Below are 16,425 nucleotides of genomic sequence, written 5' to 3'. Positions count from 1 at the left end.
CCCGCAAGGCATTCCGCCTTATCGGCTACGCCTCCCCGACCGCGATCACATGCATCGCGGTCGCGTTGTTCCCGACCTGCGAAGCCACGTTCGGGAACGTGATCGACGCGACCGTCCTGCTTCCGTCGATCGGCACCGCCGTGGCGAACACGTACATCGTGATCGCCTGCGAGGTCCCCGACGTGCTGTTCCGGTACGGCATCGTCGCGACCGCCTCGTCGCCGCCACCGGGCCCGCCGGCCCAGTCGTTGAACGAGACCGTCCGCGTCGTGGACGTCCCGTCGGTGTACGTCACCGTGATCGGGCCCTCGGACCCGCCGTTGGTCGACGACCCGAGCAGCCCGAGCGTCGTCGCCCCGGCCCGGCCGGCGACCAGCATCGTCTGCCCGGCGGCCAGGATGTTGTCCGCGCCGCAGGGCTGGACGTCGGGCCAGGTGAACTGCACGCCGGCCCCGGTGACCGCGCCGCCCGGCGTGATCCCGGCCTTGGCCAGCGCGTCGGCCGAATAGCTGTAGCCGTCGCCGTCGTAGTCGGCGCACTTCTGGCCGCTGTCCGGCGACGTCCCGGTGTTGTCGTAGTAGTCGGCCGGATCCGCGGTCGGCGTGATCGGCAGCACCGTGCTGTCAGAGACCTGACCCGCGGCGTTGACCACCGTCACCGAGGCGTTCGTGCCCGGATAGACGTGCCACACCCCGCCGGTGCCGCTCGGCGTCGGCACGGTGAACGTCACCTCGGTGTCGCTCCACGCGTCGACCGTGAACGGCGCCGAGTTGCCCGGCGAGCCCCAGTTGACGCCCTGGTCGGCGAAGGCCACGTAGCCGGTCCCCTGGACGGCGCCGAAACCCGATCCGTGCACGGTCACCTGCTGCCCGGCGGTCGCCGGCGAGGGTGTGAGCGCGGTCGCGACCGCGCCGGTCGGCGCCGCCGTCGACGTCCCGACCGCGAACACGTGCAGCTCGCCCTGGTCGGCGCCGGCGGGCAGGGTGATGCCGACCAGCGTCTTGGCCGGATCCACCGGGAACACCGTCGAGAACACGTGGGTGGCTGTGGTGTCCTTGCCGCCGTCGCAGGACGCGCAGTCCCGATACGGCAGGGCCACCGCGTCGCCGTTCCCGAACGACGGCTTGCTGTTCCCGGCGCCCAGCGTCCAGTCCGACAGCCCCAGCCAGTACTGCGAGCTGCTGCCGTCGGAATACCGAAGCGTCATCACGCCCTCGCTGGGCCCGCCGGCCGCCGAGCCGAGGAGCCCGAGCTGTCGCGTCCCCGCCGCCGCGGCCACCGTGACCTGCTGCCCCGCGGCAACAGCATTGTCCGGGAAACCGGGCGCCGGGAGCGGCCAGTCGTAGGCGATCCCGCCGACGGTCACCTGCTGCCCGGCCGTGAAGCCGGCGGCGGCGAGTGTCTGCTGGGAGTAGGAGTTCCCGACGCCGTCGAAGTTCGCGGCGTCGACCGCCGCGTCGTCGGCGATGCCCGCGTTGTCGAACGCGGCTAGCAGACTGCCCTCGGGCGCGACAAGCACCCGCAGGGTGATCGGCGCCAAGGGTTTGCCGTTCGCGGAAAGCTGGATCGGCACGGTGTAGAAGGTCTGCGGCGTCGACGCGTCGGCCTTGACGGTCAAGGTCACCGAATCGTGCCCTGCGGGCGACAGCTTCAGGGTCTTGGACGACAGGTTCGTCGTCAGTCCGGTGGGCGGGACGGCGCTCACCGAGATCCGCTGATGCTGGTCCGCCGAGTCCTGCGCGGAGACGGTGACCGTCGCACTCCCGCCAGGCGCTACCCGGATCTGCTGGTCGGACAGGTAGCCGATGGCCGGCTGCGCCCCGGTGGCGTCCGACGGCGGTGCGTCGTGCTTCTCGGCACCCCAGTGCTTGTCCGGCGTCGAGCCCATCCGGACGTCGATGCGCGCGCCGTGGGTGAACACCGAGGCCGGAAGCCACGGCTTGGTCCAGTCGTCGCCGTCGACACGGAGGTTCTGCACGTAGTAGTTCTTGACCGAGTCCGCGCCCGGGGCCTTGATGGTGATGTTCTTCCCGTTGGCGAGATGGATGATCTCCAGCGGGAACTCAGGGCTGTTCAACGCCATGTCCGCCGTGCCCGGGGTCTCCGGGTACATGCCCAGCATGGCGAAGGCGCCCAGGGCCGAGGTGGTCCCGAGGTCGTCGTTCCCGCCGAGGCTCTGCTTCGGGTCGTCGGTGTAGAGCTCGGTGCGAATGCGGTTCAGGACCTCCTGGGCCTTCCACGGGGTCCCGGTGTAGTCGTAGAGCCACGGCACGCCGTAGTCGAACTCGTTGCCCATGAACGCGTACGGCGAGGGCGGGCCCTCGTCGAGCTTGGTGAAGAACGTGTCCAGCTGCTTGGCGACCGCCTCGCCTCCTCCCATGGCGGCGACCAGGCCCTTGAGGTTCCAGCCGATCTGCCATCGGTACTGGGAGGCGTCGCCTTCGACGTAGTTGTCGGACGTGGTGAGGGTCGCGGGCACGAAAGTGCCGGAGGACGTGCGCGGTTGCAGGATTCCGGTGGCCGGGTTGTAAAGGTTCTGCCAGTCCTGCGCACGCGTCATCAGCTTCTTGGTGTTGTCCTTGTCGCCGAGGGCAGCGGCGAACTGTGCGAGGGCGGCGTCGGCCGCGCCGTACTCCATGGTCGTCGACACGGGGCCGTAGAAGTTGCAGCATGTGGTGGCGCCGTCGGTCGGGACGTAACCCAGCTTCTCGAACGCGGCGAGGTCGGGGCGGATGTTGTTCGGCGTGTTGGCCTCGGCGAGCGCGTACTTCAGCGCTGAGGCGGTGTCGAAGTCCCTCGCGCCGAAGGCGTAGTAGGCGGCGAGTTCGTCATCGGCCGGGTCGCCGACCATGACGTAGGTCTCGCCGTTGTTCATCGACCACTTCGGCATCATGCCGTTGTTCTGCGCGGCATCGTTGACGATCGACTGCGCGGCGTTGCTCGCCATCGCCGGGTCGACGATCGCTTCCAGTTGGACCTGAGTGCGATAGATGTCCCAGCCGGAGAAGTTGGCGACCTGGACGTGGCCGGGCTGGACCGTGTGCACCTGGTTGTCGAAGCCGATGTACTCGCCGTCGGCGTCGGAGAAGATGTTCGGGTGCAGCAGGGCGTGGTAGAGCGCGGTGTAGAACACCTGCTGGCGGGCCGCCGTGCCGCCGCCGATCTGGATGCGCGACAGCTCCTTGTCCCAGGCCGAGACCCCGGCGGCGTGGACCGCGTCGAAGGCGAAGGCCGGTTGCTCGGCCTGGAGATTGGCCTTCGCGTTGGCCGCGGAGACGTAGGAGATGGCGACCTTGGCCTGGAGGGTCTGGGTGGTCGTGGTGTCGAAGGTCAGATAGACGCCGTCGGGGCCGGTCGCGGCGGCGGCGTGCTTCGCGTCTGACGCGCGCGGGGCCTGGCCGTGGAGCGTCGGGGCGGTGGGGCTTGGGCTCGGGCTTGGCGACGCGCTCGGGCTGGGGCTCGGCGACGCGCTGGGGCTGGGGCTGGGGCTCGGCGACGCGCTGGGACTCGGCGCCGGGCTCGGGCTCGCCTTGTCGAGCGCTTTACCGGACGGCGTGTTCGAGCCCTGCGAAGCAGTTGTCGAGCCGCCCGGGGTGACTGTCGTGCCGGTCCACGTGCCGTGCGCGGTGAACGGCTGATCGAAGACGACGTCGAAGTTCAGCGTGTACTCGTCGCTCGCTCCGCAGAAGTGCCCGCTGGTGACCGAGCCCTGGAGCTCGTGGTCGCCGACCACCTGCGCGCTGACGCCGTTGGTGCCGTTCTGCGATCCGGTGAGCTTGACCAGCAGGTTCGACTGGTCGGAGGCGGGGAACGTGAACCGGCCGATCACCGATCGCGCGGTCTCGGTCAGCTCGGTCTTCACCGCTGAGGCGCCGGTGCCGGTGGACACCGCGTAGTAGTCGGCGGACGCGGTCTCGACGGCGTGGCTGAACGGCGCCGTCGCGTGCGAGGGGTCGGCCGGCAGCGCGCCGACCGTCGGCAGGATCGGGACGTCGCCGAACGCGCCGCAGCCGGGCCCGCTCATGTGGGTCAGGCTGAAGCCGGAGATCGCCGAGTCGTTGTAGTAGTAGCCGCCGCCGGCCTGCCGGTCCGGCGAGGTGTCGGGGCCCCACTGGAGCATCCCGAACGGGACGTCCGGGCCGGGGAAGGCGTTGACCGCGCCGCCGGCGCCGCCGTCCCCGGTGCCGAGCAGGGGGTCGACCGCGGTGGCGGGGTGCGCGACCGGGGTGATGGTCCCGGTCGCGGCGGTGGCGGTCGCGCCGTCGGCGGCGAACGCCGGGCCGGTCGCGGCCAGTGCGGTGGCGACGCTCAGGGCGCCGGTCAGAACGGCGGCTCCCGCCGCCTGCGCGATTCTTCGTCGGACTCTTACGCGGCGCGCCATGGGCACCGTCCCTCCCACGAGATCTGAAGCTCTTGATCGGGTTCGAAGATGATGACGCGGTAACGTTAGCAAGGGTTCTTACTTGGATCCATGGCCTTCGGGAAACGTTTTTCCTGTGAACGTTCACAGCACTGGTCAGAGGTTTGGAAGTCGTGTGCGAGGGCTGATTCAGCCGGTGGTGTAGCGGTGCTTGACGCCCGGCGGGAAGTACTCGGGGTCCTCGAACGCGCGCAGGCGGATCTCGGGGAGCTGCCGCTCGGCCGGGACGTAGTGGGTGAATTCGCTGTTGAGGCGGAGGAGGCCGTCCCGGACGGCTTCGGCGAGCGCGGTCGCGTCGGCGTCGGCGTCGGCCTCGCGATCGCGGCCCGGCGCCAGCTCCGCCGTGATCCGGAGGCGGTGCTCGGCGTCGGCGTCCTCCACGACCTCGATCACGAACTTCCCGGTGACCCAGTCGCTGACAGCCGGTTGTTCGAACCCTGCGGCGACGTGCTCGGGGAAGATGTTGGCACCGAAGAAGGAGACCGTGAACAGCGAGCGGCCGAAGACATAAACAAAAGGAAGCTCGGCGGAGGAGGGACGCGGTTCGAAACCGTGCTCGGCGCACAGATCGAGCATCTCGCGGTAGCCGATGACGCCGCCTTCGTCACCGATGCTGTAGCGGATCAGCGGTACGCCGCCGTCGGCCGTGAACACCAGTGTGCCCTCGTCGGACTCGAAGTAGCGGCTGCGCGGGTCGTACTGGACCAGCGTCGGGAGCCGGGCATCGCCGAAGACTTCGCCGGCCAGCTCAGGGCGCGCGGCGAAGAAGCGCCGCACCGAGATGGACAGCGGGGTCTCGTTGCCGAGCACCCCGGCGTCCGCCGTGCCGTACAAAGACGCCGTGCCATGTATGGGGTCTGACATACCCACTCGCCGGGCGACGATGTCCCGCCAGCGCTCGCTGAACACCTCGCCGGCGAAGACCAGTTTGACGTTGTAGTCGGCCCATGGGACGCCGTCGGCCGCTCCGGCGTCGATCACCGTCTTGAGGAACGGCGGATAGCCGAGCAGTACCACCTGCTGGAAATGGGGCGCCAGTTCGGGCAGGACGCGCAGGATCTCCGCCTTGTTGTTGCCCGGCGCGACGGTCGTGATCGGGTAGCCCTTGGCCGCGAGGTGGCGCACGCAGGCAGTGGTGAAAAGGCCGCCCACCCAAGTGCCGAGCGGGAAGCAGACAACGGCGAGCGTGCTGGGACCGGCGGCGCCGAAGCCTTCGCGGAAGACTTGCTCGAAGCGGCGGGCCACTGTCAGCTCGTCGGTGACCGAGCGCGGCCAGACGGTCGGCGTCCCGCTCGATCCGGACGACACCGACACCAGATCACACCACTCCAGCCGACCGTCGCGGCACCGTTCGGGCAGGGGATAGAGGTGGTGGTAGGACGCTTTGTCCATCAACGGCAGGTGCTGGAAATCGGCGAGTTTCTGGACCGTCCGCGGATCAACACCGTGTTTCGCCAAGAACTTCCGATAGGCCGGTACCGTCGCCGCGGTTTCCCGGAACAGCTCCATCGCGGCTTGTTCGGCGGAGCCGGGCGGCGGAACGGAGTCGAAGAAAGCGTCAAAAGCGCCACTGACGCGGCGTGCACGGACTCTGTCAACGACCACTGATCCTCCGACCCTTCAGAGACGCGCAATCAACGTCATACCTTAGTGGCGGAGTGATCCCTGAACAGTAGTGCCGGAACGAAAAAGCCAAGATCAAAGCAGCAGCCGGGGCGCTGAGGCTCCCCACGGGAAATCGGTCACCGCCGCGTTGCGGGCCGCTCTCATCGATCTCGATCACCGTTCGTCACGCATCGGCCACCCTCCTCGCCACCAAGCGCCCGCCCGGCGCCCGGTTGACGAACTTAGGTAAGGCTCACCTAAACTCCTTTCCCATGCTCACCACCGACCGGTCGGCCGCTCGCGCGCCGGTGTCCGTCCCGACCGCGCGCCGCCGCGTCCCGCCCGCCGTGGCCGTGGCCGGCGGCGTGGCGGCGCTCGTGGTCTGTGCCGCGCTCAGCCTGGCGCTGGGGGCGCGGTCGATCCCGCTCCCGACCGTCATCAGGGCCCTGACGGGGTCCGACCACGGGCCGGACGCCACCGTGGTGACCGGGCTGCGGGTGCCGCGAACCGTCATCGGGATGGTGGTCGGCGGCGCGCTCGGAGTGGCCGGGGTGGTGGCGCAGGGGGTGACGCGGAATCCGCTGGCGTCGGCGACCACGCTCGGGGTCAACGCCGGGGCCGGGTTCGCGGTGGTGACGGCCATCTTCGTACTGCATCTGGCACGGCCGGTGGAGTTCATGTGGTTCGCGCTGGCCGGGGCGGCCGGGGCGGCGGTGCTGGTGCACGCGCTGGCCCGGCGGCCGGGCGATGTGGATCCGGTGCGGCTGGTACTGGCCGGGACGGTGCTGACGGCGGTACTGGCCTCGTGGACCACGGCGCTGATGCTGGCCAGTCAGCGGACGCTGGACGAGGCACGGTTCTGGCTCGCGGGGTCGATCGCCGACCGGGAGCTCGCGGTCCTGGTGCGGGTCCTGCCGTTCGTGGTCGTCGGCATGGCGTTGGCGGTGGTCGTCGCGCCGTCGCTCAACGCGCTGGCGCTCGGGGACGAGGCGGCGCACGGGCTCGGCGTGCCGGTGGCCCGGATCCGGGTGCTGGGCGGCTCGTCGGTGGTGCTGCTGGCCGCGGCGTCGGTCGCGGTGGCGGGGCCGGTTCCGTTCATCGGGCTGGCGGCGCCGCACCTCGTGCGGCCGCTGCTGGGCACCGACCACCGGCGCCTGGTTCCCGCGTGCTTCGTCGTCGGCGCGACGCTGCTGCTCGCGGCCGACGTGCTGGGGCGCCTGATCGCGCGGCCGTCGGAGCTGGAGACCGGGATCGTGACCGCGTTCCTCGGCGCGCCGCTGTTGGCCGTGCTGGCGCGCAGGACCGCCCGGTGAGCGCCATCGTGATCGCGAGGCGACGGACGCTCGCCTGGTGCGCCGGCTTCGCGGTGCTGCTCGTGGCGCTGGTCGGCGTCGCGCTCAGCACCGGCCGCCTCCACATCCCCTTCCTCGACGCGCTGCGGGCGTTGTTCGGCGTCGGCGACCGGCCGACCGTGCTGGTGGTGCAACAGTTCCGGGCCCCGCGCGTCATCGCCGCGGTGGTGGCCGGCGCGGCGCTGGCGCTGGCCGGTTCGATGACACAGCGCCTCCTGCGCAATCCGCTCGCGTCGCCGGACGTCATCGGCGTCACCGGCGGCGCCTCCGTCGGCGCGGTGCTGGTCATCGCGAGCGGCAGCGTCCCGGCGGCGCTGACGCCGGTCGCGGCGGTCGCCGGCGGCCTGGCCGTCGCGGTGCTGATCGGCGCCTCGGCGTGGCGTTCGCAGGTGTCGGTCACGCGGCTGGTCCTGGTCGGCGTGGCGATCCAGCAGGGGCTGGCGGCGGTGGTGAACCTGATGATCGTGCGCTTCCCGCAGGAATTGGCGGGCCAGGCTTTGCAGTGGACGTCCGGCTCGCTCTACGGCCGCACCTGGACCGAGGTCTGGGTGGCGGGCGGCGCGATCGTGGCGGTGGCCGGGGCGGCGGCGCTGACCCACCGGCGGGTCGCGGTGCTCGACCTCGGGGACGACTCGGCCGGCGGGCTGGGCCTGGACCCGCGGCGCGCCCGGCTCGGGCTGCTGATGCTCGCGGTGGTGCTGGCCTCGCTGGCCGCCGCGCTGAGCGGGCCGATCGGCTTCGTCGCGCTCCTGGTGCCGCACGTGGTGCGCCGCCTCGCCGGTCCACCGACCCCCGCCACGCTCGCCCTCACCGCGCTGACCGGCGCGACGCTGCTCCTGGGCGCGGACTACGTCGCGCTGAACCTGCTGCCGATCCACGGTCTGCCGGCCGGAGCGGTCACCGCGACCCTCGGCGCGCCCTGGCTGCTGTGGCTGATGGCCCGCTCGGAACGAAGGAGCCTGACATGACCTCCCGCCTGGCCACCCGCGGCCTGGAGCTGCGCTACGCCGACCGGATCGTGGTCCGCGACCTCGATCTGGAGATCCCGGACCACGCCGTGACCGCGATCGTCGGCCCGAACGCCTGCGGCAAGTCCACGCTGCTGCGCGGCCTGGCCCGACTGCTGGCGCCGACCGCCGGCGGCGTCACGCTCGACGGCACCGACATCCACCGGATCCCGGCCCGGACGCTGGCGAAGTCGCTCGGCCTGCTGCCGCAGCAGCCGGTGACGCCGGAGGCGATCACCGTGGAGGCGCTGGTCCGGCTCGGCCGCCATCCGCACCAGCGGGTGTTCAGCACCTGGAGCGGCGCGGATCAGGAGGCTGTCGAGCGGGCGCTGGCCCGGACCGGCGTGGACGCGCTGCGCGACCGCCCTGTCGACCGACTCAGCGGCGGGCAGCGGCAGCGGGCCTGGATCGCGCTGGCGCTGGCCCAGGAGACCGACCTGCTGCTGCTCGACGAGCCCACCACGTTCCTGGACCTGCGGCACCAGCTCGACGTCCTGGACCTGGTGGCCGAGCTGAACGCCGACGGCGGGCGCACCGTCGTCATGGTGCTGCACGACCTCGGCCAGGCCGCCCGGTACGCCGATCACCTCGTGGTGGTGCACGACGGCGCGCTGGCCGCCGCCGGGCCGCCCGGCGAGGTGCTCACCGCCGAGCTCGTGGAGCGGGTCTTCGACGTGCCGTGCCGGGTGGTGCCGGACCCGGAGACCGGGACGCCGCTGGTCGTGCCGCTGGCGCGCAAGGCCTCGCCTTCCTCCGTGCATTGACCGCTCGCCCAAGCCGCTTCTCTCCCCCGCGGCAACCGAACCCAACGAACCGAACGAACCGAACGAACCGAACCGACCGAACCGACCGAACCGACCGAGGAAACGATGACCAAGCACCGCCTGTCCGCCCTTCTGATCGCCACTTCGCTGACCGCCGCCCTGGTCGCCGGATGCAGCAGCTCCAGCAGCAAGAGCAGCGGCTCCGGAACGACGCAGAGCACTGCTTCGTCCGGCGCCTCGACCACCGCCGCCGGCGCCCAGGCCGCCGTCTTCCCCCGCAGCGTCAAGCACGCCATGGGCACCGCCGAGATCAAGGCCCGGCCCAAGCGGGTCGTGGTGCTGGACAGCGGCGAGCTCGACGACGTCACGCTGCTCGGGATCACCCCGGTCGGCGCCGTCTCGCCGCACCTGAAAAGCGAGGGCGGGTTCCCGGCCTACCTGAAGGACAAGATCGGCGGCACGGTCGACGTCGGCCCGATGACCGAGCCGAACCTGGAGCTCATCACCTCGCTGAAGCCGGACCTGATCCTGACCTCGAAGGTGCGGCACGAGAAGATCTATGCGCAGCTCGACGCCATCGCGCCGACGGTGATGGCGGAGACCACCGGGTTCCCGTGGAAGGCGAACCTGGAGCTCTACGCGCAGGCGCTGGGCAAGGAGACCGAGGCCAAGGCCGCGATGACGCAGTACGAGGCGCGGGCCGCGAAGCTCGGCGAGGCGATCAAGGCGAAGAACGGCGGCACGATGCCGACGGTGTCCGTGGTCCGGTTCGTGGCCGGCCCGACGCGGCTGTATCAGAAGTCGTCGTTCAGCGGCGTGGTGCTGAAGGACGTGGGCCTGCCGCGCCCGGCGGCCGAGGACGTCGACGCGCTGATGCTGGAGGTCAGCGCCGAGCAGATCGGCAAGGCCGACGCCGACCTGGTGTTCGTCACGACCTCCGACGACCCGTCGAAGACCAAGGAGACCGAGGTCCAGGGGACGGCGGTCTGGAAGGACCTGCCGGCGGTCAAGGCCGGCCACGTCGTGAACGTCCCGGACGAGACCTGGATGTCGGGGATCGGCGTGCAGGCCGCGGACCAGATGCTGGTGGACATCGCGAAGGCGACCGGCGTCGACGCGCCGAAGTAGGGCCTGCGGGTCCGCACTCTATCGGCCCGGAGTCGACTCAGAGCCAACTCAGCGTCGGCGTCCCACCGCTGGGCGAGGTGGCGGGCCCACCCGTGACAGAAAACCGGCCAGCCGGTATTTTCCTGTCCTGACACCAGTCGGCACAGGGAGGGAACCTGTCATGAAGGCCATCCAGTTCGCCGGGCCCGGCGGTCCGGAGCAGATCGCAGAGGTCGACATCCCCACGCCCGAGCCCGGGGCCGGGCAGATCGCGATCACGGTGCGCTACGCCGGGCTGAACTTCGCCGAGGTCCTGGCTCGGCGCGGCGCCCCCGGCTACGCCCCGGGCTGGCCCTACGTCCCGGGCATGGAGGTCGGCGGCGAGGTGGCGGCGCTCGGGGCCGGTGTCGCCGGCTTCGAGGTCGGGGACCAGGTCGTGGCGTTCACGGTCGGCGGCGGAGGGCTGGCCGAGACCGTGGTGACCGAGGCCGGGCTCGCGGCGCGGGTTCCGGACAAGCTGGAGTTGGAGCGGGCCGTCGCCGTGCCGCTCACCTGGACCACGGCGGTGGCCCTGGTGCAGAACACGCACATCACGGCGGCGGACCGCGTCCTGGTCACCGGGGCCACCGGCGGCGTCGGCGACGCGCTGGCCGCGGTGCTGAGCCTGCGGGCGCCGCGCAGCCTGGTCGGCGCCACGAGCCCGAACTCGGCGAGCGTGCTGGCCGACGGCTACCGGCGCGCGGTCCGGGACGCCGGCTTCGCGGCGGCGGCGCGGGAGGCCAACGACGGCGAGCTGTTCGACGTCGTGCTGGAGTCGATCGGCGGCGACGTGGCGGCCGCCTCGTTCGGCGTGCTCGCTCCCCGCGGCCGCTTCGTCAGCTACGGCGCGGCCGCCGGACAGCCCGACCCGGCCGCGCCCTCGTTCGGCGACCTGCGCCGCAACAACTGGACCACGTCCGGGTTCAGCATCTCCAACCTGGCCCGGGGCGACGCCGGCGCGGCCGGCGAGCTGATCGCCGCCGTGTTCGCGCTCGTCGAGGGCGGGCTGACGCTCCCGGCACCGCGCGTGGTCGGCTGGGACCAGGCGATCGAGGCGCACATCGCGCAGGCCGAGGGCCGCAGCCCCGGCAAGACCGTCGTCGCGGTCCGGGGCTGAGCGGCCGTGACCCCGACGCGCGGGGCCGCCGAGCCCATGCAGGAACGGGCCCGGCGGACCCGCCGCGCCATCCTGCTGGCCGCCGCCGAAGCCTTCGCGGAGAACGGCTACCTGGCCACGACCACGAGCGACATCGCGGCGCGCGCCGGCGTGACCAAGGGCGCGCTGGTGTTCCATTTCCCGGCCAAGGCGGGGGTGGCGGTGGCGATCGTGGAGGAGTGCTACGAGCAGTGGCCGACCGTGGTCGCCGACGCGCGGCTGCGGCACGAGCGGATGACCGAGGTGATCGGCGAGGTGCTGCACCGGGTGGCGATGCAGATCCGGGAGGATCCGATCGTGCGCGCGACGGTGCGATTGCAGGCGGAGCGGGCGCTGATCGGGGAGCCGGTGCGGACGCCGCATGTGGCGTGGACGGCGGCCATGACCGAGTTGTTCCAGGCCGCGGAGCGGCGGGGCGAGCTGCGGTCCGGGGCGGATCCGGCGGTGCTGGGCCGGGTGGTGGTGGCGTCGTTCCACGGCGTGCAGCACGTGTCGGGCTCGCTGTCCGGGCACGCGGACGTGGGCGAGCGGGTCGCGGAGTGGTGGGCGGTGTTCCGGGCCGGGTTCGAGGCCGGGCCCGAAACCGAGTCCGAAACCGGGTCCGAAACCGAGTCCGAGGCCGAGTCCGAGGCCGAATAGCGGGGAGCTGCGACGATCAGGGATCGTGATCGCTGCGAGTCCGAGCGCGACTTGCGGGGGCGGCGGTGCCCCGGGTGGAGTGGAGCCATGTCTGTGATCCCGGAGTCGCACGCCGACCTGCTTGAGCGCCCCGTCTTCTGCCACCTCGCCACCGTCCGCGCGGACGGGACGCCGCATGTGAACCCGATGTGGTTCCTGTGGGACGGCGAGTTCCTGTCCTTCACCACCTCCACGAAGCGGGCGAAGCACAAGGAGCTCACCGAGCGTCCGCACGCCGCGGTGTCGATCAACGATCCGGAGGCGCCGTACCGGTATCTGGAGCTGCGGGGCACGGTGGAGCGGATCGAGCCGGACCCGGAGGGCGAGTTCTTCGCGGTGCTGGCGGACCGCTACGCGCTGCCGATGGACGGTCCGGTCGGCGACGCGCCGTACCGGGTGCGGATCTACCTGCGGCCCGCGCACGCCACGTTCCAGTAGGCCCCTGAGATACAGCATGTTGGTTGTGAATTGAGCCTCGCCACAAGATATGGTGTCTGACGCAGCTGGTTCGGCCGGTTGTCCCCGTCCCCGCCGTCCGGCGGGGCGCGGACGGCGGCCGAGGCAAGAGGGAACCCGGTGCGAGTCCGGGACTGCCCCGCAGCGGTGAGTGGGAACGACCGCCGTCGTCGAACACTGGGCCTCCGGGCGCCTTCGGGCGCCGGCCCGGGAAGTGACGGCCAGTAGGTTCCGGGGCCCGGCCCCGGACGCCCGCGAGTCCGAAGACCTGCCAGCGGTGCCGTGCCCGGACGTGGGGCACGGCCGGTCCGAGGCCTCGCGGGACGGCTGACGGCGGAAGGCGTCGCGGCCGCGGCCTGCCTTCTCGTCTCCTCGTGCGATGGTCCGGGCCCGGACCTACGACTGGCGAGGAGAGAGTTGTGACGGTCACGCAGGTAGGCGGTGTCGGCATCAGGGTCGACATCGGGGCCGCCGAGATCCCGGGCGCCCCCGGCACCGCCGGGATCCCCGGGGCCGCCGACACCCCTGGGCTTCCCGGTCCCGGTCGGCTCTCGGAGGAGATCCTCGCGGCGTCCATCGCGCGCTCGGCCCGCGACCTCCCGGACGTCGACACCGGCCGGGTGGCGCGCAAGACCTTCGCCGGCCTGCCGTCCGGCGCGACGCCCGCGCAGGCCGCCGAGCTGGCGGTGCAGTGCGCGGCGGAGCTGATCGGCGAGGAGCCGCAGTACTCGAAGCTGGCGGCGCGGCTGCTGGCGGCGGTGATCACCGCCGAGGCGGCCGGGCAGGGGGCGACGTCGTTCAGCGCGGCGATCGCCGTCGGGCATCGGGAGGGCTTGATCGGCGACGTGACCGCGGACTTCGTCGCCGCGTCGGCGGCGCGCTTCGACGCCGCCGTCGACCCGGACGGCGACCTGCGGTTCGAGTACTTCGGGCTGCGCACGGTCTACGACCGCTACCTGCTGCGCCACCCGGTCAGCCGCCAGGTGATCGAGACGCCGCAGCACTTCCTGCTGCGGGTGGCCGCCGGGCTGTCGCAGGAGCCCGCGGAGGCGATCGATTTCTACCGCCTGATGTCCTCGCTGGCCTATCTGCCCAGCTCCCCGACCCTGTTCAACTCCGGGACCCGGCACACCCAGATGTCGTCCTGCTACCTGGTCGACTCCCCGCGCGACGAGCTGGACTCCATCTACGCGCGGTACCACCAGGTGGCGCGGCTGTCGAAGTTCGCCGGCGGCATCGGGATCGGCTTCTCGCGGGTGCGGGGGCGCGGGGCGCTGATCCGCAGCACCAACGGGCGGTCGAACGGCATCGTGCCGTTCCTGCGGACGCTGGACTCCTCGGTGGCGGCGGTCAACCAGGGCGGTCGGCGCAAAGGCGCCGCGTGCGTCTACCTGGAGCCGTGGCATCCGGACATCGAGGAGTTCTTGCAGCTGCGCGACAACACCGGTGAGGACGCGCGCCGCACGCACAACCTGAACCTGGCGAACTGGATCCCGGACGAGTTCATGCGCCGCGTGGAAGCCGACGCGCCGTGGTCGCTGATGGATCCCGACCAGGTCCCGGAGCTGCCCGACCTGTGGGGCGCGGAGTTCGACGCCGCGTACCGGCGGGCCGAGGCCGAGGGGCGGTTCGTGCGGCAGGTCCCGGCGCGCGAGCTCTACGGCAAGATGATGCGGACGCTGGCGCAGACCGGGAACGGCTGGATGACGTTCAAGGACGCGTCGAACCGGCTGTGCAACCAGACGGCTGTCGCGGGCAACACCGTGCACCTGTCGAATCTGTGCACGGAGATCATCGAGGTGTCCTCCGACGCCGAGACGGCGGTGTGCAACCTGGGTTCGGTGAACCTGGCCGCGCATCTGACCGGCGACCGGACGGCGGTCGACTGGGAGCGGCTGCGGGAGACGGTCCGCACCGCGGTGGTGTTCCTGGACCGGGTCATCGACATCAACTATTACCCGAGCGAGCAGACGGCGGCCTCGAACCCGCGGTGGCGGCCGGTGGGGCTGGGGGTGATGGGCCTCCAGGACGTGTTCTTCGCGCTGCGGCTGCCGTTCGACGACCCGCGGGCGCGGGAGCTGTCGACGCGGCTGGCCGAGGAGATCTATCTGACGGCGTTGGAGACCTCGGCCGGGCTGGCCGAGCGGTTCGGCGCGCACCCGGCGTTCGCCGAGACGCGCGCGGCATCCGGGGCGTTGCAGCCGGACCTGTGGGGCGCGGCGACGGCGCCGGAGCTGGCGGGGCGCTGGTCCGCGCTGCGCGGCCGGGTCGCCGCGACCGGCCTGCGCAACTCGCTGCTGGTGGCGATCGCACCGACGGCGACCATCGCGTCGATCGCCGGCTGCTACGAGTGCATCGAGCCGCAGGTGTCGAACCTGTTCAAGCGCGAGACGCTGTCCGGGGAGTTCCTGCAGATCAACTCCGCGCTGGTCGGGGAGCTGAAGACGCTGGGGCTGTGGACGGCCGAGGTGCGGGACGCGATCAAGCGCGCCGAGGGATCGGTGCAGGAGGTCGACGCGCTGCCGGCGGAGGTCAAGGCCCTGTATCGGACGGCGTGGGAGCTGCCGCAGCGGGCGTTGATCGACTTGGCGGCGGGCCGGGGGCCCTTCATCGACCAGTCGCAGTCGTTGAACCTGTTCCTGGCCGCGCCGACCATCGGGAAGTTGTCGTCAATGTACATGTATGCCTGGAAGGCCGGATTGAAGTCGACGTATTACCTGCGGTCGCGGCCGGCCACGCGGATTCAGCAGGCCACGGTGGGAGCGGCGCCCGCGGCCGTCGTCGCGGAAGAGGCGATCGCCTGCTCGCTGGAGAACCCCGAGGCTTGCGAGGCCTGCCAGTGAGCATGCTCCTCGACCCCGGGCTGGACCTGACTCTGCGCCCGATGCGCTATCCCCACTTCTTCGACCGCTTCCGCGACGCGATCAAGAACACCTGGACCGTCGAAGAGGTGGACCTCCACTCCGACCTCGCCGACCTCCACCGCCTCTCCCCCGCCGAGCGCCACCTCGTGTCGCGGCTGGTCGCCTTCTTCGCCACCGGCGACACCATCGTCGCGAACAACCTGGTGTTGAACCTCTACCAGCACATCAACAGCCCCGAAGGCCGCCTCTACCTCTCGCGCCAGCTGTTCGAGGAGGCCGTGCACGTCCAGTTCTATTTGAACCTGCTGGACACGTACGTTCCGGACGAGGACGAGCGCGCGGCTGCGTTCGCGGCGGTGGAGAACATCCCTTCGATCCGCCGCAAGGCGGAGTTCTGCTTCAAGTGGATCGACTCGCTCGGGAACCTGCACCGTCTGGAGACCCGCGACGACCGGCGAGCGTTCCTGCTGAACCTGATCTGCTTCGCGGCGTGCATCGAAGGCCTTTTCTTCTACGGTGCCTTCGCCTACGTCTACTTCCTCCGCTCCCGCGGCCTCCTCCACGGTCTGGCCTCCGGCACCAACTGGGTGTTCCGCGACGAGTCGATGCACATGGCGTTCGCGTTCGACGTCGTGGAGACGGTGCGTGCCGAGGAGCCGGACCTGTTCGACGACGAGATGGCGCGGCAGGTGCGGGAGATGCTGGCCGACGCGGTGGACTGCGAGACGCAGTTCGCCGAGGACCTGCTCGAAGCCGGTGTGCCGGGCCTGCCGCTGACCGATATGCGCGGCTACCTGGAGCATGTCGCCGACCGCCGCCTGGCCCAGCTCGGCCTGGAACCCTTGTACGGCGCGCCGAACCCGCTGGCGTTCATGGAGTTGCAGGACGTCCAGGAGCTGTCGAACTTCTTCGAGCGGCGGGTTTCGGCCTACCAGGTCGCGGTCGCCGGTAGCGTCTCGTTCGACGACGACTTCTAG

General features: G+C 71.3%; 11 protein-coding genes and 1 riboswitch. Of the genes, 9 read left to right on the top strand and 2 right to left on the bottom strand.

The window, feature by feature from the left end; translation table 11 throughout:
• Positions 1-25 precede the first annotated feature (25 nt).
• A complete protein-coding gene (locus tag ABD481_RS09580; protein WP_344665203.1) occupies positions 26-4,381 on the bottom strand; it encodes a GH92 family glycosyl hydrolase in 4,356 nt (1,451 codons plus the stop codon).
• 168 nt (positions 4,382-4,549) lie between these two features.
• Entirely contained in the window at positions 4,550-6,025 is a 1,476-nt protein-coding gene (locus ABD481_RS09575; RefSeq protein WP_344665202.1) for a phenylacetate--CoA ligase family protein, read from the bottom strand.
• A 272-nt stretch (positions 6,026-6,297) separates the two neighbouring features.
• Here ABD481_RS09575 and ABD481_RS09570 point away from each other — a divergent pair, with 272 nt between their 5' ends.
• From ABD481_RS09570 to ABD481_RS09530, 9 genes are all read left to right on the top strand, one after another.
• Positions 6,298-7,338: a FecCD family ABC transporter permease gene (locus tag ABD481_RS09570; RefSeq protein WP_344665201.1), complete on the top strand. Its 1,041-nt coding sequence runs from the start codon at positions 6,298-6,300 to the stop codon at positions 7,336-7,338.
• The gene (locus tag ABD481_RS09565; protein WP_344665200.1) at positions 7,335-8,345 is read left to right on the top strand and encodes a FecCD family ABC transporter permease; all 1,011 of its coding nucleotides are present in this window, start codon (positions 7,335-7,337) and stop codon (positions 8,343-8,345) included. Before ABD481_RS09570 ends, ABD481_RS09565 begins: the two co-directional genes overlap by 4 nt.
• On the top strand, positions 8,342-9,148 hold the full coding sequence (locus ABD481_RS09560; protein ID WP_344665199.1) for an ABC transporter ATP-binding protein: 807 nt from the start codon (positions 8,342-8,344) through the stop codon (positions 9,146-9,148). The genes ABD481_RS09565 and ABD481_RS09560 overlap by 4 nt, the downstream gene beginning before the upstream one ends.
• A 105-nt stretch (positions 9,149-9,253) precedes the next feature.
• The gene (locus tag ABD481_RS09555; RefSeq protein WP_344665198.1) at positions 9,254-10,276 is read left to right on the top strand and encodes an ABC transporter substrate-binding protein; all 1,023 of its coding nucleotides are present in this window, start codon (positions 9,254-9,256) and stop codon (positions 10,274-10,276) included.
• A gap of 160 nt (positions 10,277-10,436) precedes the next feature.
• Positions 10,437-11,411: a quinone oxidoreductase family protein gene (locus tag ABD481_RS09550; RefSeq protein ID WP_344665197.1), complete on the top strand. Its 975-nt coding sequence runs from the start codon at positions 10,437-10,439 to the stop codon at positions 11,409-11,411.
• A 6-nt stretch (positions 11,412-11,417) separates the two neighbouring features.
• Positions 11,418-12,089 (top strand): ScbR family autoregulator-binding transcription factor, encoded by a 672-nt coding sequence (locus tag ABD481_RS09545; RefSeq protein ID WP_344665196.1) that lies wholly within the window; start codon positions 11,418-11,420, stop codon positions 12,087-12,089.
• An 87-nt stretch (positions 12,090-12,176) separates the two neighbouring features.
• A complete protein-coding gene (locus tag ABD481_RS09540) occupies positions 12,177-12,566 on the top strand; it encodes a PPOX class F420-dependent oxidoreductase (RefSeq protein WP_344665195.1) in 390 nt (129 codons plus the stop codon).
• Between the two features lie 128 nt (positions 12,567-12,694).
• Positions 12,695-12,854, top strand: a riboswitch (cobalamin riboswitch).
• A gap of 233 nt (positions 12,855-13,087) precedes the next feature.
• Positions 13,088-15,427, top strand: coding sequence for a ribonucleoside-diphosphate reductase subunit alpha (locus ABD481_RS09535; protein WP_425559133.1), 2,340 nt, complete (start codon positions 13,088-13,090; stop codon positions 15,425-15,427).
• Between the two features lie 2 nt (positions 15,428-15,429).
• Positions 15,430-16,425, top strand: a complete 996-nt coding sequence (locus ABD481_RS09530) for a ribonucleotide-diphosphate reductase subunit beta (protein WP_344665288.1) — start codon at positions 15,430-15,432, stop codon at positions 16,423-16,425.

It is taken from the genome of Catenulispora yoronensis (assembly GCF_039531695.1).
Lineage (GTDB): Bacteria > Actinomycetota > Actinomycetes > Streptomycetales > Catenulisporaceae > Catenulispora > Catenulispora yoronensis.
The sequence above is the reverse complement of the archived record's forward strand: the minus strand, read 5'-3'. Positions and strand labels throughout refer to the sequence as shown.